At 44.0% G+C, this 23510-nt stretch carries 26 protein-coding genes; 9 read left to right on the top strand and 17 right to left on the bottom strand.

Annotated features, from left to right (window positions below; genetic code table 11):
* Nucleotides 1-5 precede the first annotated feature (5 nt).
* From IEE86_RS04805 to IEE86_RS04785, 5 genes are read left to right on the top strand one after another with little or no spacing between them, the layout of a single operon-like run.
* The gene (locus IEE86_RS04805; RefSeq protein WP_191096196.1) at nucleotides 6-608 is read left to right on the top strand and encodes a type 2 periplasmic-binding domain-containing protein; all 603 of its coding nucleotides are present in this window, start codon (nucleotides 6-8) and stop codon (nucleotides 606-608) included.
* A 1-nt stretch (nucleotide 609) separates the two neighbouring features.
* Entirely contained in the window at nucleotides 610-1317 is a 708-nt protein-coding gene (gene bacB, locus IEE86_RS04800; protein ID WP_191096195.1) for a 3-((4R)-4-hydroxycyclohexa-1,5-dien-1-yl)-2-oxopropanoate isomerase, read from the top strand.
* Nucleotides 1314-2075 carry a glucose 1-dehydrogenase gene (locus IEE86_RS04795; RefSeq protein ID WP_191096194.1) on the top strand — a complete coding sequence of 254 codons (762 nt, stop codon included), beginning with the start codon at nucleotides 1314-1316 and terminating at the stop codon, nucleotides 2073-2075. Before bacB ends, IEE86_RS04795 begins: the two co-directional genes overlap by 4 nt.
* Nucleotides 2076-2090: 15 nt before the next feature.
* Nucleotides 2091-3512: an alanine--anticapsin ligase gene (locus IEE86_RS04790; protein ID WP_191096193.1), complete on the top strand. Its 1422-nt coding sequence runs from the start codon at nucleotides 2091-2093 to the stop codon at nucleotides 3510-3512.
* A 17-nt stretch (nucleotides 3513-3529) separates the two neighbouring features.
* The gene (locus tag IEE86_RS04785) at nucleotides 3530-4723 is read left to right on the top strand and encodes a pyridoxal phosphate-dependent aminotransferase (RefSeq protein WP_191096192.1); all 1194 of its coding nucleotides are present in this window, start codon (nucleotides 3530-3532) and stop codon (nucleotides 4721-4723) included.
* A 13-nt stretch (nucleotides 4724-4736) separates the two neighbouring features.
* Here the strand turns inward: IEE86_RS04785 and IEE86_RS04780 are convergent, their stop codons facing one another.
* From IEE86_RS04780 to IEE86_RS04725, 12 genes are all read right to left on the bottom strand, one after another.
* A complete protein-coding gene (locus IEE86_RS04780) occupies nucleotides 4737-5534 on the bottom strand; it encodes an SDR family oxidoreductase (RefSeq protein WP_191096191.1) in 798 nt (265 codons plus the stop codon).
* A gap of 93 nt (nucleotides 5535-5627) precedes the next feature.
* Nucleotides 5628-6083, bottom strand: a complete 456-nt coding sequence (locus tag IEE86_RS04775) for a dTDP-4-dehydrorhamnose 3,5-epimerase family protein (RefSeq protein ID WP_191096190.1) — start codon at nucleotides 6081-6083, stop codon at nucleotides 5628-5630.
* Nucleotides 6076-6930 carry a dTDP-4-dehydrorhamnose reductase gene (gene rfbD / locus IEE86_RS04770; protein ID WP_191096189.1) on the bottom strand — a complete coding sequence of 285 codons (855 nt, stop codon included), beginning with the start codon at nucleotides 6928-6930 and terminating at the stop codon, nucleotides 6076-6078. The genes IEE86_RS04775 and rfbD overlap by 8 nt, the downstream gene beginning before the upstream one ends.
* A 3-nt stretch (nucleotides 6931-6933) precedes the next feature.
* Entirely contained in the window at nucleotides 6934-7899 is a 966-nt protein-coding gene (gene rfbB, locus IEE86_RS04765) for a dTDP-glucose 4,6-dehydratase (RefSeq protein ID WP_191096188.1), read from the bottom strand.
* Complete coding sequence (locus IEE86_RS04760) at nucleotides 7896-8636, bottom strand: sugar phosphate nucleotidyltransferase (RefSeq protein WP_191096187.1); 741 nt, start codon at nucleotides 8634-8636, stop codon at nucleotides 7896-7898. The genes rfbB and IEE86_RS04760 overlap by 4 nt, the downstream gene beginning before the upstream one ends.
* 2 nt (nucleotides 8637-8638) lie before the next feature.
* Nucleotides 8639-9667 carry a PseG/SpsG family protein gene (locus IEE86_RS04755; RefSeq protein ID WP_191096186.1) on the bottom strand — a complete coding sequence of 343 codons (1029 nt, stop codon included), beginning with the start codon at nucleotides 9665-9667 and terminating at the stop codon, nucleotides 8639-8641.
* Nucleotides 9664-10404: a cytidylyltransferase domain-containing protein gene (locus IEE86_RS04750; RefSeq protein ID WP_191096185.1), complete on the bottom strand. Its 741-nt coding sequence runs from the start codon at nucleotides 10402-10404 to the stop codon at nucleotides 9664-9666. Before IEE86_RS04750 ends, IEE86_RS04755 begins: the two co-directional genes overlap by 4 nt.
* A complete protein-coding gene (locus IEE86_RS04745; RefSeq protein WP_191096184.1) occupies nucleotides 10394-11518 on the bottom strand; it encodes an N-acetylneuraminate synthase family protein in 1125 nt (374 codons plus the stop codon). Before IEE86_RS04745 ends, IEE86_RS04750 begins: the two co-directional genes overlap by 11 nt.
* Nucleotide 11519: 1 nt before the next feature.
* On the bottom strand, nucleotides 11520-12392 hold the full coding sequence (locus IEE86_RS04740; RefSeq protein WP_191096183.1) for a GNAT family N-acetyltransferase: 873 nt from the start codon (nucleotides 12390-12392) through the stop codon (nucleotides 11520-11522).
* Nucleotides 12389-13567: a DegT/DnrJ/EryC1/StrS family aminotransferase gene (locus IEE86_RS04735; RefSeq protein WP_191096182.1), complete on the bottom strand. Its 1179-nt coding sequence runs from the start codon at nucleotides 13565-13567 to the stop codon at nucleotides 12389-12391. The genes IEE86_RS04740 and IEE86_RS04735 overlap by 4 nt, the downstream gene beginning before the upstream one ends.
* A 21-nt stretch (nucleotides 13568-13588) precedes the next feature.
* Nucleotides 13589-15001: a capsular polysaccharide export protein, LipB/KpsS family gene (locus IEE86_RS04730; RefSeq protein WP_191096181.1), complete on the bottom strand. Its 1413-nt coding sequence runs from the start codon at nucleotides 14999-15001 to the stop codon at nucleotides 13589-13591.
* A gap of 6 nt (nucleotides 15002-15007) precedes the next feature.
* Complete coding sequence (locus IEE86_RS04725; protein ID WP_191096526.1) at nucleotides 15008-15778, bottom strand: glycosyltransferase family 2 protein; 771 nt, start codon at nucleotides 15776-15778, stop codon at nucleotides 15008-15010.
* Nucleotides 15779-15955: 177 nt separating this feature from the next.
* On the opposite strand from IEE86_RS04725, the gene IEE86_RS04720 reads away from it, so the two are divergent.
* The 3 genes from IEE86_RS04720 to IEE86_RS04710 all read left to right on the top strand — a co-directional run bounded on the left by IEE86_RS04720 (nucleotide 15956) and on the right by IEE86_RS04710 (nucleotide 18184).
* Nucleotides 15956-16630, top strand: a complete 675-nt coding sequence (locus tag IEE86_RS04720; RefSeq protein ID WP_191096180.1) for a YIP1 family protein — start codon at nucleotides 15956-15958, stop codon at nucleotides 16628-16630.
* 265 nt (nucleotides 16631-16895) lie between these two features.
* Entirely contained in the window at nucleotides 16896-17438 is a 543-nt protein-coding gene (gerQ, locus tag IEE86_RS04715) for a spore coat protein GerQ (RefSeq protein WP_191096179.1), read from the top strand.
* Between the two features lie 128 nt (nucleotides 17439-17566).
* On the top strand, nucleotides 17567-18184 hold the full coding sequence (locus IEE86_RS04710) for a cupin domain-containing protein (protein WP_191096178.1): 618 nt from the start codon (nucleotides 17567-17569) through the stop codon (nucleotides 18182-18184).
* Between the two features lie 39 nt (nucleotides 18185-18223).
* Here the strand turns inward: IEE86_RS04710 and IEE86_RS04705 are convergent, their stop codons facing one another.
* The 3 genes from IEE86_RS04705 to IEE86_RS04695 form a co-directional block, all read right to left on the bottom strand.
* Nucleotides 18224-18595: a DUF423 domain-containing protein gene (locus IEE86_RS04705; protein WP_003215282.1), complete on the bottom strand. Its 372-nt coding sequence runs from the start codon at nucleotides 18593-18595 to the stop codon at nucleotides 18224-18226.
* Nucleotides 18596-18665: 70 nt separating this feature from the next.
* Complete coding sequence (locus IEE86_RS04700) at nucleotides 18666-19973, bottom strand: purine/pyrimidine permease (protein WP_191096177.1); 1308 nt, start codon at nucleotides 19971-19973, stop codon at nucleotides 18666-18668.
* A gap of 33 nt (nucleotides 19974-20006) precedes the next feature.
* Nucleotides 20007-20339 carry a YwdI family protein gene (locus IEE86_RS04695; RefSeq protein ID WP_191096176.1) on the bottom strand — a complete coding sequence of 111 codons (333 nt, stop codon included), beginning with the start codon at nucleotides 20337-20339 and terminating at the stop codon, nucleotides 20007-20009.
* Nucleotides 20340-20507: 168 nt separating this feature from the next.
* On the opposite strand from IEE86_RS04695, the gene IEE86_RS04690 reads away from it, so the two are divergent.
* Nucleotides 20508-21866, top strand: a complete 1359-nt coding sequence (locus IEE86_RS04690; protein ID WP_191096175.1) for an aldehyde dehydrogenase — start codon at nucleotides 20508-20510, stop codon at nucleotides 21864-21866.
* Between the two features lie 32 nt (nucleotides 21867-21898).
* On the opposite strand, the gene IEE86_RS04685 is transcribed toward IEE86_RS04690, so the two are convergent.
* Entirely contained in the window at nucleotides 21899-22579 is a 681-nt protein-coding gene (locus IEE86_RS04685; protein WP_191096174.1) for a uracil-DNA glycosylase, read from the bottom strand.
* Nucleotides 22576-23403, bottom strand: coding sequence for a glycosyltransferase family 2 protein (locus IEE86_RS04680; RefSeq protein WP_191096173.1), 828 nt, complete (start codon nucleotides 23401-23403; stop codon nucleotides 22576-22578). Before IEE86_RS04680 ends, IEE86_RS04685 begins: the two co-directional genes overlap by 4 nt.
* Nucleotides 23404-23510 lie beyond the last annotated feature (107 nt).

Genomic DNA, 23510 nt, shown 5'->3' with positions numbered 1-23510 from the left:
TAAACATGATCTTAAAGAATGATGTTTTTCATTTCAAAGAAGAGCCCATCGTTTCACCTAAGATGTTTACAGTCAATACATTAGGCCCTAAGGGGACAAGCAGTGAATATGCAGCAAAACATTTCATCTCTCATTCCACCTCTACACTCGGCACCCATACGAAACTATCCCTTTATGACACATTCGAAACTTGCATTGAACACACTCTCTCTAACGCACTCCAATATACTCTCGTTCCACACGCATACGAAGGAATCAAACACTTCTACATGAGACCCGACCTACAGCTTTTACAAATTTTTAGATGTGACACGCCCATGTATGGTTTGGCTGTTAGACCAGATTTCCCCTTTCAAGAACAAATGCTTCACCATTTAAAAATTGTTTCTCATCCTGCACCTGTGAATTTGATTCAATATTTTATTCATCAAAATGCTGAATTTGAGCTTGTCAATTCTACAAGTACAGCCGCACAAAAAGTAAGAGACGGCGAATTTGATTTCGCTTTAACCAATGAGGTGGCTAGAGCTACATACGGGCTCACCTTCATTCGAACATTTAAAAGCATTCCTATGAGCTGGTCTATATTCGGAAAAGGAGAGATGTAACATGACAACTGAACAAAAGGTGCAAGAATTATATTTTCCTCAAGCGAAAAAACGAGAATGGGATAATGGTGTCATCCAATATTCTACGGTCAGAGGCGATACGGAAGTGTTAATTTCACATGTCCCTCCTCACACGATCATCGAACCTCATGAGCATCCAGAAGCACAAATCGGCATCGTATTAAAAGGCGAGCTTCAAATGACGGTCGGCCAATCGACCCAATTGCTCACCCCATTAGAATCAGCCTATATTGCACCACCATTCGTTCCTCACGGCGCATCGAATCTGACAGATGAAGAAGTGATCGCCATTGATATTAAGAGATTAAAAGATGGCGAAGAATATACGGCTCCTCCTACTTATTTCTTAGACATTTTCAAAACGCGTGATTTACTTCCTGGTATGGAAGTGACCTTTTTTGTAGAGGATTGGATGGAGCTCATGATTGCCAACATACCTGGAAATGGCGGGGAAATGCCTTTTCATAAGCATCGCAATGAACAAATCGGCATTTGCATTAGCGGCGGCTATGATATGACCATTGAAGGCTTTACAGAGAAAATGGAATTTGGCACCACCTATTTCTGTGATCCAAAGGAAGATCACGGGGCCATTAATCCAAAGCCGGAAGCATCAAAATCTATTAATCTCTTCTTCCCTCCCCGCTATAATCGCTTGAAGCCAAAAACGTCTAAGGTGAAGAAATGAATATTGCCGGGAAAGTCGTCCTGATTACAGGAGGTGCATCAGGAATTGGACTTGCCGCCGTCAAGCTCTTCCTTGAACACGGGGCAAAAGTAGCAGTGGCTGACATCAATGAGCAAAGCGGCAAACAACTCGTCGAAGCATTGCCGCATGAGCATCTTGCATTTTTCAAAACGGATATAACAAATGAGTCTGACTGTCATCAAACCGTTCAGACCGTGCTCAGCCGCTTCGGGACAATTGATGTTTTGATTAACAATGCAGGCATCGAAATCGTCTCTCCCATTCACGAGATGACGCTTGAGGATTGGAACCACATTCTACAGGTCAACCTGACTGGCGTATTTCTCATGAGTAAGCATACATTGCCGCACATGCTTGAAAAGAAAAGTGGGAGCATTATTAATACCGGATCTGTCGGGGGTCTCGTTGGATGGCCTGACATTCCTGCATACAACGCAACAAAGGGCGGCGTCATCCAACTAACCAAATCAATGGCAATTGACTATGCCGCTCATCAAATCAGGGTAAATTGTATTGCCCCAGGAATCATTGATACACCGTTAAATGAAAAATCCTTTATAGACAATCACTCAGAAAGTCTCGAAGTTGTCAAAAGGGAAAAAGCAAAGGTGAATCCATTGTTGCGTCTTGGAAAACCCGAAGAAATTGCTGGCGTGATGCTCTTTCTCGCCTCTGATCTATCCAGCTATATGACTGGGAGTGTTGTCACAGCAGACGGCGGTTACACCGCTAGATAAAAAGGAGTGCTTTCATTGAGTAAAAAAACCGTACTTGTCATCGCTGACCTAGGAGGATGCCCGCCCCACATGTTTTATGAAAGCGTGGCTGCATCGTATCATATCGTTTCTTATATCCCAAGACCCTTTGCCATTACAAAGGGGCACGCTGAGCTAATAGAAAAATACTCCATTGCGGTCATTAAAGATCGTGATTATTTTGACACAACCTCTTCTTTTGAACACCCAGATTCGATTTACTGGGCACATGATGATTATCTGAAATCCGAGGAAGAGGTGGTGGATGACCTAGTTCGCGTCGCTTCCTTTTTCAAAGCGGATGCGATCACCACCAATAATGAATTATTCATTGCACCAATGGCAAAAGCCGCTGAACGTCTTGGGCTGCGCGGCGCCGGGGTAAAGGCAGCTGAATTAGCGCGTGATAAAAGCCAAATGAGGGCTGCATTCAACGCGGCTGGGGTCAAAGCAGTCAAAACTCAGCCTGTCACCACTTTATCTGATTTTCAGAAAGCCATTAAGCATATCGGTACACCGCTTATTTTAAAGCCTACATATTTAGCAAGCTCCATTGGCGTCACCCTTTTTCATGACCGAGCCGGCAGTGATGATCTCTTTTTAAACGTACAATCCTATTTGCAAACCATTCCAGTCCCTAACGCTGTGACATACGAAGCACCATTTGTCGCTGAAACGTATTTAGAGGGTGCCTACGAGGATTGGTATCATCATGTAGGATATGCTGATTATGTCAGTGTTGAAGGACTAGTTGTCGAAGGAGAATATATCCCTTTTGTCATTCATGATAAGACCCCTCAAATCGGTTTTACAGAAACGGCTCATATTACTCCATCAATCTTAGACAATGAAGCCCAGCAAATCATCATTGAGGCAGCAAGAATGGCAAACGAAGGGTTAGGCCTTGAAAACTGTGCAACCCATACAGAGATCAAGCTCATGAAAAATCGAGAAACCGGACTAATCGAATCTGCAGCTAGATTTGCTGGATGGAATATGATTCCGAATATCAAAAAGGTCTTTGGGGTGGATATGGCCAAGCTGCTGATCGATGTTTTAGTCGATGGAAAAAAAGCGGATCTGCCAAGAGGGCTGCTTTCTGGACATACGCATTATATCGCAGACTGCCATTTATACCCTCAGCATTTCAAAGAGAGCGGTCACATACCGCCAGAGGTCACACATATCACCATTGATCATGTCCATATTCCGCAGGACGCTTTAGTTGGAGATACTATGATCGTCAGTGAATCCGGCCCATCCAAAGGCACCTTTGTGGATCTTTCTTTATTTGAAGCCTTTAATGGCATCGTATCTCTTGAATTAAAAGGATCATCCTCACAGGATGTTGCCTCGTCTATCCGCAACATTCAAAAGCAGGCAACGATTCTGTTGATAGATGAATTAGTGAAGAGATAGAAAGTGAGGCTAATGTGTTGAAGATCATACCATCTAACATGATTAAACGGCTGCCAGAACAGAAATTCGGAACCGTATTTAAGAAAATCGCGCATAAAAAACAAAACGGAGCGAACATCATCAACCTGGGTCAGGGAAATCCCGATCTTCCTACTCCTGCACATATCGTACGCGCCCTTCAAGAGGCTGCAGGCACTTTGCAATTCCAGCAATATGCGCCTTTTAGAGGCTTTGACTTTTTCAAGCAAGCCATTGCAGATTTCTACAGAAAGGAATTCGGGGCTGAGATTGACCCACAGAAGGAAATTGCCCTTTTCAATGGTGGAAAAACAGGTCTTTATGTCATGAGTCAGTGCCTGCTTGATCCAGGTGATCTCGCCCTCGTCCCCGATCCAGGATACCCAGAATATCATTCAGGGATTTTGATGGCTGACGCAAGGCCATACTGCATCAAACTTGATGAGAAGAATGGCTATTTGCCGAATCTCTCTTCAATTGATCCTGATGTGTTAAAAAAGGCAAAGGTTCTTTTCTTAAATTATCCGAATAACCCAACTGGTGCTGTGGCAAATGATCCTTTTTTTGAAGAGGCTGCTGAATTTGCGTCCACTCACGGACTGCATGTGATTCATGATTTTGCTTATGGCTCCTTTCATTATGAGCAAAAACCAGTGAGTTTTATGAATGCTCCTCTTGGAAAAAACGTAGGAGTGGAGCTATATTCTCTATCAAAGACTTTTAATATGGCGGGATGGAGAGTCGCTTTTGCTGTTGGGAATGAGGAAATCATTCAGGCGATTAACGCCTTTCAAGATCATGTATTTGTCAGTATGTATGGCGGGTTTCAACAAGCTGCAACCATCGCCTTGCAAAGTGATGATCGTCATCTTCAATCATTGAAAGAGGTGTACCTTGAACGAATGAATTTCTTCATCCGTCAAGCAGAAAAACAGCTTGGGTGGAGCATTGAACGCCCAGCCGGTGCCTTTTATTTGTGGGCTCCGATCCCTGATGATTTCGAAGATTCTCATGCATTTGCTGACTATTTACTCGAACATGCAGATGTCGTTGTGACGCCTGGGGGTGTGTTTGGTGCATATGGAAGACGTTATGTACGCATCTCAATGGTGGCTTCAATAGATCAGCTAGCCCTATTTATCGACCGGCTTCACATACTCCCGATTCGTTTTCATCAAAAAACCCGCAAATAGCGGGTTTTTTATATTAAATACTCTTCATCGAACCACCATCGACGGATATTTGTTGTCCTGTGACATAGGAGGCTTCCTCTGATGCGATAAAAGCTGCCAGCGAAGCCATTTCACTCGCTGTGCCCACCCTTTGCATCGGAATACCTGATGCGACAACTTGTACAGCCTCTTCCCGTGATAATGTCTGTTTACGCATCATATTCCCGATAAATTGTTCATACCGATCTGTTACAATAAAGCCTGGGTTTAAGCAGTTTACCGTAATTCCAGAGGATGCCAGCTGTGTGGCTGCATTTTTACTAGCATTGATAATCGCTGCATTCATCATACTGTTCGTAAACATTTGGTCACCAGGTTCCTTCCATAGGTTCCCGACAATTTGAATAATCCGCCCATACTCATGTCTTTTCATCATTGCTACCGCACGCTTCATCGTATCAACGTATGCAATCGCTTTTTGTGAAAAAGCTGCCAGCATCTCGTCACTTTCACATGAATCAAATGTATCTGGCTTCCCTCCTGGAATGTTATTGATCAACACATCTAGTCTGCCAAACTCTTTTTCGATTGTCGCAAAGGCCTCAGCCCTCACTGCCTCATGCGACATGTCTCCACAGAAAAGAGCCACCGGCTCCTTTGTTTCTGTCATGTCTTGAATGTGCTGCTGCGCCTGTTCTAGTGAGGATTGATTTCTAGAATTGATGATGACCTTTACATGGTCCTGAGCGGCAAGCTTTATGGCGATTGCCTTTCCAATCCCTGTACTTGCTCCCGTTACAAATGCAATTCTGTTAGACAAACTTCTCCACATCCTTTTTTCAGCTTAGTAAATATACATAAAATGACACCTATAGAATGTATTTCAACAAAAAAAGACCTTTCTCCTGCGAAAGGCCTCTGTTCTCTATTTAAATGTCGTTTCCCAATCAAATCCGATCACCTCGTCATTCCAAGCGATTCTCTTTTCATCTGGGTTGTTCGGGTCATAGGATTCTGTTGTAAAATACACAATTTGTAGCGACGTCTCGCCTAGTACACGGTAGCCATGCGCAACGCCCTTTGGGATGAGGAGCAGCATTGGATTGTCTTCTCCCATATAATACACATCGGTTTGACCCTTTGTAGGAGAATCCTCTCGCAAATCGTATAAAACGACCTGTGCATGACCTGCTGGGAAAAACCAAACGTCATCTTGTTTTTCATGGTAATGAAAGGCTTTGATCACTCCTGGAAAGCTTTTCGACCACGACGCCTGCCCAAAGCGCTTCAGCATCGGTTCATCATCTCGAATGAGTTCTGCGAAAAAGCCGCGATCATCACAATGTTTCATGAGTTTTTTCGTTTGTACACCATCAATCATGCTGATGCCATCTCCCTTCCTTCTGCAAATATTCGTGAAGTGCATCCTTCCAGTGCCTCGGCTGCCAGCCTGTGGCTTCAATCGCTTGAAGATCTAACACAGAATAGGCTGGACGAGGTGTTTGGAAGCCGTACTCTTCCGTGGAAATCGGCTCAATGGTGGTAGACAGGCCGCTTTTTGCCACAATTTCTGACGCAAAATCAAACCAGGAACAGCTTTCTCGGTTACTGACATGATACACGCCTGCCTTTTGATCAAATAAATGAATCAAGGCCTCTGCTACATCCTTTGTATAAGTCGGTGATCCTACTTGATCGTTTACGATGCGCAAATGATCCTTCGTTTCAGCGAGCCGAAGAATGGTGTTGACAAAGTTATGGCCCTCATGTCCGTAGAGCCACGATGTACGGATGATTTTCACTTCGTCTGACACAAGATGAATCAATTCCTCGCCAAGCTTTTTACTCTTTCCATAAATGGTTTGAGGATCTGCTTGTGCATCGACCTGATAAGGGGTATCCGCTTGCCCGTCAAACACATAATCTGTGCTGACATGTAACACATCAGCCCCTACATTCTTTGCTTCCATCGCTGTATAGTAGGCGCCAATGCCGTTCACAAGATACGCCTTTTCCGTTTCTGTTTCACATTGATCAACAGATGTATATGCTGCCGCACTGACAACAATATCAGGACAGAAGTGTCTCATCGCGTGTCTGACTGCTTGCTGGTCTGCGATATTGAGCATGCTCCTTGTTAAAGCAATGACGGTGATGCTTTTTTCCTTAAGCTGTTTGGTCAATTCTTTTCCTAATTGACCGCCTGCACCGGTGATTAGAACTTTCATCCGTCACCCTTCTTCGCTCTGATCGTATTTGGCACGATACCAATTGATCGTTTTTTTGATACCTTCTTCAAATGAAGTCTCCTGCGTCCAGCCGAGCTCTCCTTTTAGCTTACTAGCATCAATGGCATACCGTCTGTCATGTCCTTTTCGGTCTTGAATAAACGCTATTTGATCATGACTGATGCCGAGCTGTGTCAAAATGGTTTTGGTTAAATCGAGATTCGTTTTTTCGTTGCCGCCGCCAATATTGTATACCTGCCCGGCAGTCCCGTTCTCGACTACCTGCTTCACAGCTTTTGCATGATCCTCTACATACAGCCAATCACGAATCTGAAGACCATCTCCATAAATCGGAATTTTTTCACCATTGACCGCTTTTCTAATAATGGTCGGTATTAATTTCTCCTCATGCTGATACGGTCCATAGTTGTTACTGCATCGTGTGATCATGGCGGGTAATTGGTGGGTGTGGATATAGGATTTCACAAGCAGGTCTGAACTCGCCTTACTTGCTGAATAAGGATTGTTTGGTGAAAGTGGTGTTTGTTCTGTGAAAGCAGGATCATCGAGCTCCAAATCTCCATATACTTCATCTGTTGAAATATGAACGAGTTTGTTCGCCTTTCCCTTTAAGACCGCTTCCAGCATACGATAGGTACCGAGGACGTTTGTTTGAATAAAAGGTTCTGCTGATTCAATACTGCGATCAACATGCGATTCTGCTGCAAAATGAATGATGGCATCATAGGCTTCGTCAAATACTTGATCCAGCTCATGCTGCTGAGTAATATCCCCTTGAATAAAACGGAATTGTGATAGTTTAGATAATTCATCCATTTCTTTTGGATGACTGGCATACGTTAATTTATCAAATATGGTGAGCCGGATATCTGATTCCCGAAGCAGCAGCTTCACAAAATTCAGCCCAATAAATCCCGCTCCGCCTGTAATTAAATAAGACTTCGTCATTCATATCCCTCTTTTTTCTTCATCGTTTCAAACATTTTCGTAGATGCTTGGTGAAGAGATTCATGTGTTCCGGCATCAATCCACCATCCATTTAACATATCATAGGTAAGCTGGCTATTTGAGATATAGAGATTATTCACGTCCGTAATCTCTAATTCGCCTCGATCTGACGGCGAGATTTCCTCAATATATTGAAAGACTTCTTGATCATAAAAATAGATACCTGTGACGCAGTAAGACGAACGCGGATGCTCTGGTTTTTCTTCTATTGATAAAATCCGGTGGTGCGCAGCATCAATTTCTGCAATGCCAAACCGCTTCGGATCTGCCACTTCCTTCAAAAGAACCTTGGCCCCTCTTTCTTGCTGCTGAAAGGCTTCGACAAAGGGGCTTAATGAATCCTCAAATACATTATCACCAAGCATGAGCACAAACTTCTCCTCTTCTACAAAGGGCTTTGCATAGGATAAACCGTCCGAAATACCAGAAGCCTCTGGCTGTATTTGATAAACAATATTCATCCCAAGTCCCTGATCGCCTTCAAGCAATTTTTGAAACAGCGGGATTTGTTCTTTTTGTGAAATCAGCATCACATCTACAATACCCGCTTCTTTCAGTTTGAACAATGACCAATAAATCATCGGATATGGACCAACCGGCAATAAATGTTTGTTAAAAATCTTTGTTAGTGGTGCCAGTCGCGATCCCTTTCCTCCTGCTAAAATAACTCCCTTCACATCTACACATCCTTATGTTCTTTTTGGTGATGGTTCATGAGTTGTATAAGAATGTTTTTCACTCGTTCAGTTCCTTTTCCATCAATGAGTGTCCGTCCATTGAGATGGATGCTCCTACGGAGAAAATAGCTGCCGGACAGCCTTCGAGCAGCACGCAATATCTCTTTTTCACCCACTTGATCACCTAATCCAAGGTGCAGACAGGCTCCCTTTTGCGCGAAATGACTGGCTGTGACTGCTTGATGGTCTACTTGTGAAAGTACAATGCTAGGCACCCCGATACAAACCGCCTCATATAACGTCATCCCGCCTGCAACAATAGCCAAATCAGCTTCCCATAGACGAGCAGATAATTGATCTGTATGACGAATGATTTGAACATGATCAGCCTCCACATGTTCTTTGATGTGAGAGGCTTTTCCTGTAACCGCTAGAATGTGTAAATGATTTGCTGAGAGAAGTGCTGATACAGCCTTTGATAACAATCCGCGTGGATCACTGCCCCCAAGACTGATGACTACCTGTTTGCATTCTTTTCGAACCTCATATGTGTCTTTTAATCTGCCAATCTCGTGATCTAACAACAAATATGGAGTTCCATGATAATATGAAGTTCCCTTTACTTGCATGTGCCTTTCATCCAGTCCTCCATAAATGCCGTTCACGACCGCATCTGCAAGCTGGCAGGCTTCTTCTCTCTTTTCTTCGAATAAGACCAGCTTTGCAGAGCCGCAGGAATTCTTGATCATTCGAAGAAAGTCCAAGTCACATTCAAGCACATCAATCAGCAGAAGATCTGGCTTCAGCTCCTTCATGTCTTGCTGTAGCTGAAGGAGCGCATTCGACTCCTGCACCATGTGGACATGCCACTCTGGATGTGAAAGCATTTCTACACAAATCCGCTCATTAGTATAGAAAAATAGGTCACTTCCATCCTCAAGCAGCCCCCTTGCTAGCCGCTTCATTCTGACGACATGCCCCATCCCTCTTAAAAAACCACCATAGACAACGATCATGATTTTTTTATTCATTCAGCATCCTTCTGTCTCACAAATTGATTCAACCGAACAATGTCTGGATCTTGTTCACAGATGGAAATCAGCTTAGCTGCTGGCACAGCAATGGAACCACCAGCTTTCTCAAGTAAACGGGTGGCAAACACGTAATCTTCCTCTGTATCAATCGTGAATCGATAAGCAGGATATGCAAGTTCTTTGGGCGGTGTGAATAATTGAAGGTGAAATTGCTCCGGGTGCTTTCTGATGTACAGTGTGACATGCTCACGCTCTGGCTGCGTCAGGAGAAAATTGTCGATGTCACTTAAAATAGGTGCGGCAATCATTTCCCCGGAAATACCGAGTGGTGTTCCGTTCGTATACGTGTAATCAGCCTTCTCCTGTCTATGTCTTTCAAGCATTTTCGACAAAAGTGCTGGATCTATGAATGGATTATCTCCTGTTAAACGTACAACAGTTTGTGGTTCAAACTGGCGCACAATCTGTGCAAATCGCTGAAGTACATCCATCTCACTGCCTCGAAACACCTTATAGCCCTTTGATAAACAATAGTGAGCCAATATGTCATCTTCTGCCTCGACTGTTGTGGCGATCATGAGGTTTTGCGTTTTGTGATTGTAATGGTTGGACTGCTTTACCCGCTCCACAATGAAATCGATCAGCGCCATCCCCCCAATCGGTTTCATCACCTTTTTTGGCAGTCTTGTTGAACCCATCCTAGCCTGTATGATAAAAAGCACATCATTGATCATCTCGAAACTCCTGCGCGAGCACGTCTTTCCATGAAACGCCTGTATGGGCTGGAATGTCTCTCACAGCCTTTGCGCCAAGTAAAACCTCCATGTATCGCGGATGCAGGCCTTGCCTTTTTTGTCCTGGACGTAACACGGCTAGATTTTCTGCTGTCAATGTATCGCCCTTCGCAATGTCTCTTGTCGTAAAAATCCCCCGATACGCAAATTCACGGATCTGACCTTCAATGGCTGTTGTCGTTTTATAAGAACTGCCCAGAAGCTCCTCAGGCACAGAATGAGCGGCTGCTTCTGTTTGATTTCGCTGCTTTTCTGCTGCTCGAATTTGCTGAACCATTTCCTTTAATTCTTCAGGGTTAAGGGCAAACGAATGATCCGCTCCCGGCAACGTTTTATCTACTGTAAAATGCTTTTCAATCACTGCTGCCCCAAGCTTCACAGCGGCAACAGGCGCTTCCGTTGGATGCTCACTATGATCTGAAAAGCCAATGACTGCCTCAGGAAAAGCTGAAATGAAGGTTTGAAGTACACGAAGGTTCGTGAATGCCCTAGGTGCTGGATACTTTGCCACACAATGCATGATGGCGATTTGTTTATTTTGCTGGCTCGTAATCGCCTCATATGCTTCATGAACATCGGCAATCGTTGCCCCAGCTGTTGAGAAAATGATTGGCTTTTGAAAATAAGCCGTGTGACGCAAAAGAGGTAAATGATTGATTTCATAGGATGCCAGTTTAAAAGCAGGCGGATCGGTTTGATTCAATAAATCCGCAGATTCCTCGTCACACACTGTGCTTAAAAACATCAGTCCCTTTTCCTCACAACGTGTTAATAAAGCCGGAAGCCATTCTGGCGGCAGCTCCATTTGTTCCACTAACGAATAAATGGATACCTCTTCTCCATTGGCCGTTTCGTACAAACCCGGTTCCTTTTGATACATCCGATCAGCTTGAAACATTTGAAACTTCACCGCATCGGCACCTGCTTCTTTTGCCACATCAATTAAAGCAAGCGCCTGATCCAGTTTTCCATCATGGTTAATACCTGCCTCTGCAATGATAAAGACAGGTGCACCATCTCCCACTTTGCGATCTCCAATATAGAAATGCGCCATCTTACCTCTCTCCTTTTTTCGGCCACACATGGTAATACAAAAAGGTATTTTTTGTTCTAAATCCCATCTTTTCATACAGCTGGATGGCAGGAAAATTATGCAGCTGCGTTCCAGCGGAGATGAAGCTATATTGTCTGTCATAGGATACCTTCATCATCTCGCTAAACAGCTTTTTCCCGATCCCTTTTCCTTGAATATCTGATCTAATGGCAAAAAGCTCAATCGCCATTTTATTGTCTATAGCCTTTCCTTGAATCATGCCAACGACTTCACCGTTCATCTTTGCCACAAGATTGATATCTGCACGTCCATACAAATTATTTCTCAGCCATTCCTGATAGAAGTGCTGGACGAGCCTTTGATCTAAAAAAGGATCAAGGGCATACCTGCTTTTCATAAAGGCTTGATGACCAAGTGAAACGACCGAATCATACTCCTTTTCATCTGGTTCATCGATGACTACATCATGACCTGATGGCATGTCGATTCGTGCAGGCGGGGCCTCAAGCCGGGTAAGCCCGCCGACATAGTAAACATGCGACAGTTTCTGTGCAATATGATTTTTTTGAACATCTGCTGCGTCCAGACGCAAAAAGAAGAAATCACATTTTTCTGTTCGCATCCAATTGATGAAGCGTTCCATCAGCTCTTTAAAGAGAAGCACTGACTCAGCTTCCACGTACTTCACATGGAAAATGTGCTGACCATAAATGCCACTCTCCCACTTTGACCATTCGTATAAAAGCACTGCCTTAAGCTGTGCACCGCTGACCAGGGCAAACTTTTTAAAAGCGTTCATGTTTTCAGCTTGATGGTTATATTTCTCCAGCCAAGCGGAGAGCACCTGATCGTCTATTGCATGAACGACCTTCATGAAGACACCTTCTTTTCTTTTAAAATAGACAACACCGCATGAGTGACATCCTGTACATCTTCATCTGTCATACTTGGATAAAGAGGAAGTGAGAGAGTCCGCTTATAATAGGTGAGCGATTCAGGGAAATCCTCTGGTGAATAGTTGTAGGTTTGCTCGTAATATGGATGCAAATGAACAGGAATAAAGTGAACACTCGTGCCGATTTTATACTCTTTTTGCAGCTGATCAATCATCTCATCACGTGTGATGAATGCTTCTTTCGGGTCCACTTGCAGCACGTACAAATGCCATGCATGTCTTCCCTCTTCATGGACAGGCGGCAGGATCAGCCCTGCTTCTTTTTGAAAAGCCTGATTGTATGCCCTGGCAATCTGTTCTCTGCGCGCCTGCATGTCATCCAGCCTGCTTAGCTGAACAAGCCCTAACGACGCCTGCACGTCAAACATGTTCATTTTATAGCCAGGTTCCTCAACCTCGTAGTACCATGTTCCCTTTTCTCCATAGCGATTCCACGCTCCCTTGTTCATCCCATGGAGCGCTAGTCTTCTGATTCGAGCAGCAAGTGCATCATCATTTGTCGTCAGCATGCCGCCTTCTCCGGTCGCAATATTTTTCGTCGCATAAAAACTAAAGGCGGTTGCATCACCAATTGATCCAATGGGCTGACCATGATACGTCGTATAAAGGGCATGAGCAGCATCCTCTAGCACAAACAAATCGTATTTTTTGGCAATGGCCAAAATCCGGTCCATATCGCACGATTGACCAGCAAAATGAACAGGTACAATCGCTTTTGTATGCGGTGTGATGGCCGCTTCCAATTTCTCTGCATCCAGATTGAGTGTCGCTGGATCAATATCCACAAAAATAGGCGTTGCCCCCGTATGGATGATGGTATTGGCTGTTGCGCAAAACGTCAGTGGGGTTGTGATCACCTCATCACCAACCCCAATCCCTCTCGCCTTTAACGTTAAAAATAGAGCAGCTGTACATGAATTGACAGCTATCGCGTGTTTTGCACCTGTCAGCTGCCGAAATTCTTCTTCAAATTGCCTCACTTTTGGTCCGGTTGACAGCCAGCCGGACTTTAATGTTTCAATGACTTCGTCAATTTCCTCCTGCTCAATGAAAGGCAATGCATAAGGAAGAAATTGTGCTCTCTTTTGTCCCATTTCGCTTGCACACCCCTATCTTCATCTCTGAAAATCCACACCTGTTTTTGTTTTGAGCAGAGAAAGCAGAACATCGGTCGATCGCGCATGCGGATAATGTTGTTTAATGAAATGAGCTCCTTGCTGCTTCGCCAGCTTCATCTCTTGGTCATCCGACAAAATACGGATCGCTTTCTCAGCTAGTTCAACAGGATTTTCCATATGATAGCTACCAAGCGACTCGTAATATGGGTATCTTCTGCCTTCTGTCATTTTCCCGATCAGCACACTCTTTTCAAAAAGCATTGCTTCAAGACCGACTGTTGATGTAAGCGTGATGACCATATCCACACATGGCAACAGGTCATACAAGTCGATTTCTTTTTTAATCAACCTTGTAAGTTTCCCCGCCTGCTCGATGGCCACATACTCAGTCAAACGGTTTCGGGCGATTTCCCACGGATGCGGCTTTATGATCAGCTGAATGTCCCTCTGTTTTGCAATCGTTCTAAGAACATCACCATAGAAAGCTTCTGAAAACGGCTGCGTTGCCACAAGCACTGTCTTTTGGGCTGGACTGAAGTTCAATTTACGAAAGATGAGTTCCTGTTGAAGCGGCGTTCGTTCCTTCACCAAATCAAATCTTGGATGACCTGTGATCTCCACCTGCTCAGGCTGACAGCCTTTGCCTTCATACCAGTCCTTTTCATACTTTCCAAACACCCCGTGGCAGGTGGTGAAAATCGGCAAAAAGGCTTCATCTCCCATAAGCGCGCCGTGCTGAAGGCAGATACTCGTGAGATGGCGTTTCACTGTTTGCAGAGCGAGTACGCGGCTGTAAACATCTTCTGTCGTACCAACAACGACGGCTACAATCGGCTGCATGTCAAATAGTGTTTCTGTCTGGTCAATCACATCAATAAATTGCACGATGTCCTTCCGAAGTTTTTCTCTAAAAAAGACATTGCCAAAGACAGGGTGCTCGGCGTAAGGTTTCAGTAGATCATTTGCTTTTTCAATATATTCAGCATGGGATTCTTTATTAACCTCTCCGGCTAATTCCGGCTTGCTGATGACCGGTAATCCGAAATAATCAGCCTTCTTCCAGCGAGCAAGCACCACTGTTTGATCCGGATGGAACCGGGCGTAATTGGATTCAGTAAAACGCAGGTGTTCGAAATGAAGCAACACCTTTCCATTCGCTGGACGATAAGCGATACGCTTGATCTGCTGTTTATGCTGATCAAAAAATGGCTGAATCTCCTCCGGTGATGGACAAGCGGTTGTCAGTTCTTGACCAAACGCTTCATCTTCCATACGTTCTCTCACTTCAGGGCTGATGTATTGATAAAAATTACTGATCAATCCAAGTGGGATGTGCTTATAGGACAAGTCCTTCATGAGATTCACATACTCAAAGTACACTTGCCAATAATGATGAATATAGTGCGTCACTTCAGGTCATCTCCCGTGTCTTTGTTTTAATATATGGCGAAGCTCCCAGCAGGTAGACTGCGGAGGAAGTGCTTGAATAAAGGCATTTTTCTCTTCTTCTGCAAGCTGATAATGAATGGACTGTTCTGTGATGTAATTTGTATCTAATACTTCATCATAGGGGTAGAACAGATAAAAATGATTTAATCGAAAAAAGAACCGAGCATCCCCTATTCGATAAAAATGCGGACTCTCGTCCCAGTAGGACCCAAATTCAGCATGAATTTTTGTTAAAATAGATGCACGGTGAACGACCGAGCAATGGTCAATGGCACAAGGTGCATTCCATTGCACCGTTTGCGCAGGTCGAATCGTTTCCTTCACTGGCTCTTTTTTGCTATTTAAATAGATCACTTTAGAACCAGAATAGACAATATCTTCATCTGGACGGGCATCTAGATAATTTGTGAGTTTTTCTAAACGGTCCGGGGCGTAAACATTGTCATCTGTGGCATAGGAAATATACTCGCCCTTCGCCTGTTCTAATGCTTGATTAATGAGCACGGCATAGCGGGTTTTCGCCGTCCTCTCTTCCAGCGTTTTGACACCGCTTTGGATAAAATGGACACGTGGATCTTTGCGATAAGGCTCAATAGCAGCAAGGGTTTCGTCATTTGATCCATCATCCATGATAAAAAGTTCAAGGTCTGACAACGTCTGCTGCAGCACTGCTTCAATTGATTTGCCAACGTAAGCCGCCTTGTTATAGCTCGTCATAATGACAGTTACTTTTGTCAAAGTTTTCACCTCAGCCTCTTTCAAACTATGTTTATCATATGTGTCTCCTCTTAAAGAGACTGTAGAATGACCTATTTTTTATAAAATTGTGTTTTTTTACTGATCTATCTTTGAAAAACGTGAACTTTTTGGTAATATAAGTAATCATTTATATGTGTATTAAAGGAGTAAAAAACATTGGAAGCTATGAAGAATGATCTCTCCCAAGAAGAGGAAACAAAAGGATTTTTTCGGTTTTTTAAAATTTTTGTCGCGACAAAAACGATTATTCGCTCATATCAACATTCCTCTATTCCGATTTGGCTGATGATGCTCCTTGCAAGTATCGCTGGTACGAGCTGGATCTACGAAGGTTATTTTAGCGAGTATATGGGCAATCATATTCCATTCCCTTTTATTTTGTTACACGGAGCAGGATTTGGTATTTTGGCAGGCAATATCATTCTTTTTTTCGGTGCACTCGTTATGAAGTGGTTAGGACGTCTGTTTTTCGGCAGTCAAACGGCGTATCGAGATGTGCTCAAAGCCTGCACGCTAACGGTCCTTTTTCCTTCTGCTTTATTTTCTATCACTTGGATTTTCACTGTTGGAATGCTTGGTCCGTATACATTTGTGAAAATCTCACCCTATTTAGATCAGCATTATGAAGTATGGTATTATCTCGATTTTTTGACACTGACTGATGCATATACAAAAACATGGATATTCGGAATGGCTGTATTAGGCATAGTCGCTGTGATGAAGCTAAAATTATGGCAGGCCTTCATTGTTGTCATCACGCCACTGGCCGCGTTTTTTCTAGTCATGACACTTCTATTTGATGTCCAGCGGGCTGTCAGCTGGATCATGTAAAAAGGGCTAAAATGATCTTCATTTTAGCCCTTTGTCTTCTTTTCCGCGTGAATGTGACATTCGTTAGCACCGGACCGCAGGACTAGTGCAGAATGCGATGGTTTGTCTACACGCTGGGGAACTGCATGGCAGTTCCTTTTTTTCGTTCAATGTACATATTCTCCCCTCCTGTCTCATAGTGTGAAAGAGAGAAAGAATGCTATGGAAACAACAGGCGCCTAAACGCCTTCTGTTTAGAACATCATGAGGAAAGAGGAGGAACGTTATGAAATTGAAAAATCAATTTGGGCAGGGTTCGGGTTTCGAAGGTCAAGATTTTCGCCAGCAACAATATGGAGCAAATCCGTATCCTGCGCAGCAGATGGGTTATTCAGTCCCTCCCCAAACGCAGGGTCAAATGCAAGGTCAAATGCAGCAAGGTTTTCCGCCAATGCCGTCTACTGGTACTTCACAAGGAGGCCAAGGTGCGCAGAGCGGCGGGCAGCCCTATCAAATTCCTTCTGGACCAATTTATCAGCAGAATGTCACCGGTCAGCTGCCCATTGAACAGTCCTATATTGAAAATATTTTAAGATTGAACCGAGGCAAAGTAGCCACGATTTATATGACGTTTGAGGCGAGTAAGGAATGGAATTCGAAGATTTTCCGAGGGGTCATTGAAGCCGCAGGACGTGACCACATTGTCATTAGTGACAGCAAGACAGGAACACGATACTTACTGTTAACGATCTACCTCGATTACATTACGTTTGACGGGGAAATTCAATATGACTATCCATACTCTATGTCAACGTATTCTCCGAGATAACTTCAAGCAGAAAAGCAAGGGTACAGACGCCCTTGCTTCTTTTCTTTTGACTAGGTTTTTGACACACCTTTCAGGCGCCGCTCATAAGATGCCTAGTAGTTTTTATCAAAAGCCTAGAGGTGACATCAATGACTGTTGAGCTGGATTATACATCACCAAATGTCAAATATTCATACGATCTGAATCAAAGCCCCCTTGTCAAATATGATCAACATAACCTAATAAATGTTTTAGGAAAAAAACAATTAAACTCGTTGGATCAAGTATCCCTGCTGGACATCTATTTGAGTAAAAGCAAAGTAGTAGAGCCTCATTATCATCAAAATGCCGCAGAGCTTGTTTACTGTATAACGGGTTCTGCTGCTGTATCTATGCTGAATCCATTTACAAAAAAGCTACACACCTATACCATTACCCCTGGACAGGTAGCAAACGTGCCTCAAGGCTGGTGGCACTATGAGATCGCCCTTCAGGACAGAACTCATTTGTTAGCCATTTTTAATGCATCTACGCCAGAAGTGATCCTAGGCTCAGACCTTCTCACCCTTACCCCCTCTCACATCATGGCACATACGTATTGCATGAACGAAACAGAGTGGAAGAAGGCGACACAGCCTGTGACACCAAGTGTATTTATCGGACCGTTCTGCCACAGGGAGGAAGAGGCCCAATCGCATCCTGTCCCTCCGTCTCACTACGTCCCTTATTATCAAGCACCGCCCAACTATACCCCTTACTGGAGCTAAGAAAAAACCGATGCCCCATCAGAGCATCGGTTTTTTGACTTATAAATTTTTTGCTGCTGCAATCACAAGCATGATCCAAGAAGCGATAAATGCCACTCCGCCAATTGGGGTAATGGCACCCAAAATCTTTACCTGGGTCAAGGCGAGTACATAAAGGCTTCCCGAGAAGAAAAGGATACCTGCAAGCATCACCCAGCCAGCGGTAGGAACTAGAGACACACCTGACAGCTTATCTGCAAGAAAAGCGACAATAAATAGGCCAATTGCATGGAACATCTGATATTGAACCCCTTTATTCCATATCTCAATATACTTTTCAGGGATTTTCCCTTCCAGTCCATGTGCACCGAAGGCTCCAAGACCAACCGCAAGCATGGCGTTAATGGCACCTAATATGAAAAATAGTTTCATTCGTCATTCTCCTTATCTCATCAATTATGTTTATCATAGCGCGGGTCACAGCCGACATTCAACTTTCCTTTTACGCTGACACGAGATTGTCGGATTTCTTCTTCTTTCGTAGCAAGACTTGATCAACCACAATTGCGATGAGCGTACCTAGAACAAGACCGTTGCTTAATAATGAAATGAGCACAGGATGCATGCCTTTTAAGGCTCCCTGCGGCACAAACATTGCCCCCACGCCTGCTAAAACGGCAATCCCAAGAACAAAGCGAATCCGCGGGATTTCTTCTTTTTCATACTGATCAAATTCAGACATCGCAATCCCAATCATAGAGGAAAACACCACAAAGTTCACAGCGAGCCCCACAGGTGACGGCAATGCGGAGAAAAAGCTCATCATGAGTGGAAATAAACTAATCAACACAATGAGCAGGCTCCCTATGAAAAATGGCTTTCTCGATGGAATTTTTGTTGTCTGGATAAATCCTGCTGCCCCCGAAATAGGGACAGGCGCAATCGCACCGATCATCCCGCTCAGTAAATGACCAAATGCTGCCACAAAACCAGCAGGCCGAGCTCTTTTGCGCTCACGCAGCTCACCAAATGCCTTCACTGAACTTTCCACAATTCGAATACTTGCCAGCATATTCACAATGAGTAAAATCGTAATAAAAAAGGACGTGACAAGTAATCCACTGTCAAAGACCGGCATGCCGAATGGGAACAGCTTCGGAAACTCGATGATATGCTCAGGAATTCGAACGGGCTTCGCCAATCCGAGTAAAGCAAATAACAGCCACCCGCCTGCAAGTGCGAATAACACAGAAAACTGCCTTAAGTATTGCCATTTTGAGCGGCTGATCATGAAGGTAAGAATAATAATCAAGATCGATAAGCAAAAGACAAGCCCATCCACCTGATTGCCCCGATAGCCGATACCCATCAGCCCTTTCATGATTGGCTGACTTAACTGCACAACAAGTAAAAGCAGGTAAATGCCTGTGACGACTGGCGTAAATAACGACGCGAGCCAATTAATGATTTTAAATAGACTAAAAATAAAAAAGAAAGCAGCACTAAAAATTAAAGCCCCTTGTAAGGCTTGCAGGGTTTCAGGGTACGTTGCAAAGATCGTCCCCGTCATGCCCGCATAAAGGGTATAAACACCCCACCACAGCCCTGCTGGACTTTCATTGATCGGCAGCATATGGCCGCATAAACACTGCACCATCGCCACAAGTCCAAGTGAAAAGAATGTACTCTGAATCAGCTCTGCCGATTGCACTTGATTTAATTCAAACGCTTGTGCAATCGCAATCGGTACTGCAATAGATGCTGCGATGAAAAATGCCATCCACTGAATGGCGCCCAAAAATAGTTTCAAACCGATCACCTTCCCTTTGTCGTGAAAAGACCATTAAAAATCAAAAATAGAGTCGCCGTTCCCGTCCTTCTCTTTTTGCCCCTCTTCTTTATGCTGAAACTTTTTTGCACCACTCGTGCCCATCAGCTTCTCAAGCATGGCTTGATCTGTAGACACAGATGGCGAAGGTGGTGTAGAGATGGATGGAGGTGGTGAGATGACCGAAGACGGCGGTACCTGCACTTGTGACGGCGCGTCAAGAATGACATCACATAATGAAGAAATCGCCGCCACTTGACGTTTCACCTCTTCATCATTGCCACTTTGTTTCGCTTTTTGAACCGCTTCTTCCATTTTTTGAAGCAGGCTTGATATATGAATATTCAAGGGTAGACCCTCCAATCTAAAAAATTCGTTTTCAACATTATTTTACCAAATGAACAAACCGAATGGGTTATTTTTTCAAAGCAGTGTGCGCTTGGACCTCTCATTTGACCGGTATTGGTCTTTCACACATAATAAGAGGAACAAAATCGTCTATGAAAGGATTGAATAATGGACAAGCTCACTGCTCTTTTTCACAAACAAAAAGTCTTTCAAAAGCCGGCGGTTCAAGAACGTATTCGCATTCTTAAAGACTTGAAAGCAGAAATCAAACAGCATGAAAAAGGCATTTTACAAGCCTTAGCACATGATTTACATAAATCGGAACAGGAAGCTTATACAACAGAGATTGGGATGGTGTATGAAGAGATCAATCATACCATCAAGCACCTGCACAAATGGGCAAAGCCATCCCGCGCGAAAACACCTATGACTCATATCGGATCGAAAAGCATGATCATCAAGGAACCATACGGAGCTGTGCTCATTATTGCCCCTTGGAATTATCCTTTCCAACTGGCGCTTTCTCCATTAGTCGGAGCCATTTCTGCGGGAAATGCCGTCACATTAAAACCGTCAGAACTGACGCCGCAAGTCTCACAAGTGATCGGCTCAATTGTGGAACGTGTGTTTCAAAAAGAGCATGCGGCGGTCGTAGAAGGTGGTATAGATGTCAGTACAGAACTGCTGAAGCTACCCTTTGATTATATCTTCTTTACTGGAAGTGTGGCGGTCGGCAAAGTTGTCATGGAAGCAGCCGCAAAGCATCTAACACCTGTCACACTTGAGCTTGGCGGAAAAAGCCCTTGCATCGTCATGCCTGATGCAGACATCAAGCTTGCGGCGAAGCGAATCACCTTTGGAAAATTCACCAATGCAGGACAAACATGCATTGCACCAGACTATTTGCTCGTTCATGAATCCATCAAAGAGGATCTTTTACGAGAAATGACGGTGTGTATCCGCGACTTTTACGGTGAACAGCCCGAAATGCATCCGCACTTTGGAAAAAATGTCAGCCAGCGTCATTTTGACAGGCTCTCGCAATTTCTTTCAAATGGAACGATCGTAACGGGCGGACAGCGCAATGAACAGGAGCTTAAAATCGCACCGACCATTCTGGATCACATCACTTGGGAAGATCCCGTGATGCAGGAAGAAATTTTCGGACCGATTCTGCCTGTCATGACCTTCGATTCTCTGCACGAGGCAGCGGACATGATTAAGAAAAGACCGAAGCCGCTTGCTCTTTACTTATTTACCACAAGGAAAGAAACGGAATCCTATATCCTAGACAATCTCTCCTTTGGCGGAGGTTGTATCAATGACACGCTCATGCATGTCGCTACTCCTTACCTGCCATTCGGAGGCGTCGGCGAAAGCGGTATGGGGCGATATCATGGGAAGGAAAGCTTTTTCACCTTTACACATGAAAAAAGCGTCCTGCGACAAACCAATCGCTTTGATTTTTCCTTCCGTTATCCAAATGCGAAAAATGGGCTCGACATCGTCCGTAAATTTTTAAAATAAACAGGACGAAGGGGATTCCCCTCGTCCTATTTTCATTCAATATCCTCGATACACCAATTGATTTCTTCAATTCCCATTTGCCTTAAATACGCGTTTACCTTTGAAAACGGACGACTGCCAAAAAAGCCGTTTCTTGCAGAAAAAGGACTTGGATGAGGTGACTCAATGATGTAATGCTTGCTTTGATCAATGCGCTCTTTCTTATTTTGGGCATGTCTTCCCCATAACACAAAGACGACAGGCTGATCCCGTTCATTCAGCACATCAATGATTCGGTCTGTCACACGTTCCCAGCCCTTGCCTTTATGCGAATTCGCCTCGCCCTTTCTCACGGTTAGCACAGTGTTTAAGAGCAGAACCCCCTGCTCTGCCCAGCTAACAAGTGAGCCATGGTTTGGGACAGGACAGCCAAGATCATCCTTTAGCTCCTGAAAAATATTTCTCAAAGATGGCGGGTGTTTCACGCCAGGCTGAACAGAAAAGCTTAATCCATGTGCCTGCCCTGGGCCATGATACGGATCTTGTCCTAAAATCACCACTTTGACCTCTTCATATGACGTCAAATGAAGGGCACGATACACATCATCTGGTTTTGGAAAAATGGTCTGCGTGCGATATTCTTCCTTCATCCATTCACGTAATTCCTGATAATACGGCTGTTCAAATTCACTTTTCATCACAGCCCACCAGCTATCATTTAAAAATGGCTTCATTGGGGTTCGCCTCCTTCTCTTTGCTGCGCCAGCCTTGAGATCATCGGCTTTCCATCCCACACAATCTCACTCTCTGATTCTCGTTTTTTCATCGCTGGTTCTTCTAATAGGACAGCAAAGTTTGCTGTTGGCAAGTCGCCTAGCTCATGCTTTTCACTTAGATCATCTAAGTAGTTCTTCCTTGTTTCACCAAGATCACTAGACTGATTCCCACCGCCGTCAAAAAACGCATAGATCACGCTGGCAGCAGGCACCCGTTTTACCCGGGCATGCTGTGATACTCGCAAGAAAAAATCCCAGTCCCAGTAATGATGCATCGCTGGATCAAAGTAGCCAATCTCATCGTGTATACGGCGTTTATACATACTGCCGGAAGGAACATATGTAGAAAAGACACGCATATCCTCAATATCCGCTGTATAAGCAAACAAACGTCTCGATAATGGAAAACGGGTAGCACCTTTTTCTTCAAATGAAACAATTTCTGCATCAGAAAAGACAAAATCGGCGTCATCCAGCGCCTGGCTCATACGTTCGATATGACAAGGTGTAAAGTAATCATCGTCGTCACTTAGCATGATGACATCGCCTGTCAGCTCCCGTACCCCCACATTTCTTGCATTGACATGCTGGACATTCTCATCTAAATGAATCAAGCGGATCGGAAGCTCAGGATAAAGTTCCTGAATGATCTCCACTCGCTCCCCTGCATCATTCACGACTACAATTTCAAAAGGCTGCATGGTTTGTCTCGAAATGGATTCAAGCAGCTCACACAGCGCACTGAGCCGATTATGTGTCACAATTAATAAGGAAATCTTCATATTTAGCTTACTCCTTTAATAGATTCTTCTTTTTCCATTAAAACATAAATTGGCTTTCTTCTCATGATATAAAAGGCGGTTTGATTTGACGGGAAAATGGGAATTTT

It is taken from the genome of Bacillus crepusculi (assembly GCF_014764715.1).
Taxonomy (GTDB): domain Bacteria; phylum Bacillota; class Bacilli; order Bacillales; family Bacillaceae; genus Bacillus.
Note: the sequence above shows the minus strand (reverse complement) of the source record. Positions and strands in the feature narration are given on the sequence as shown.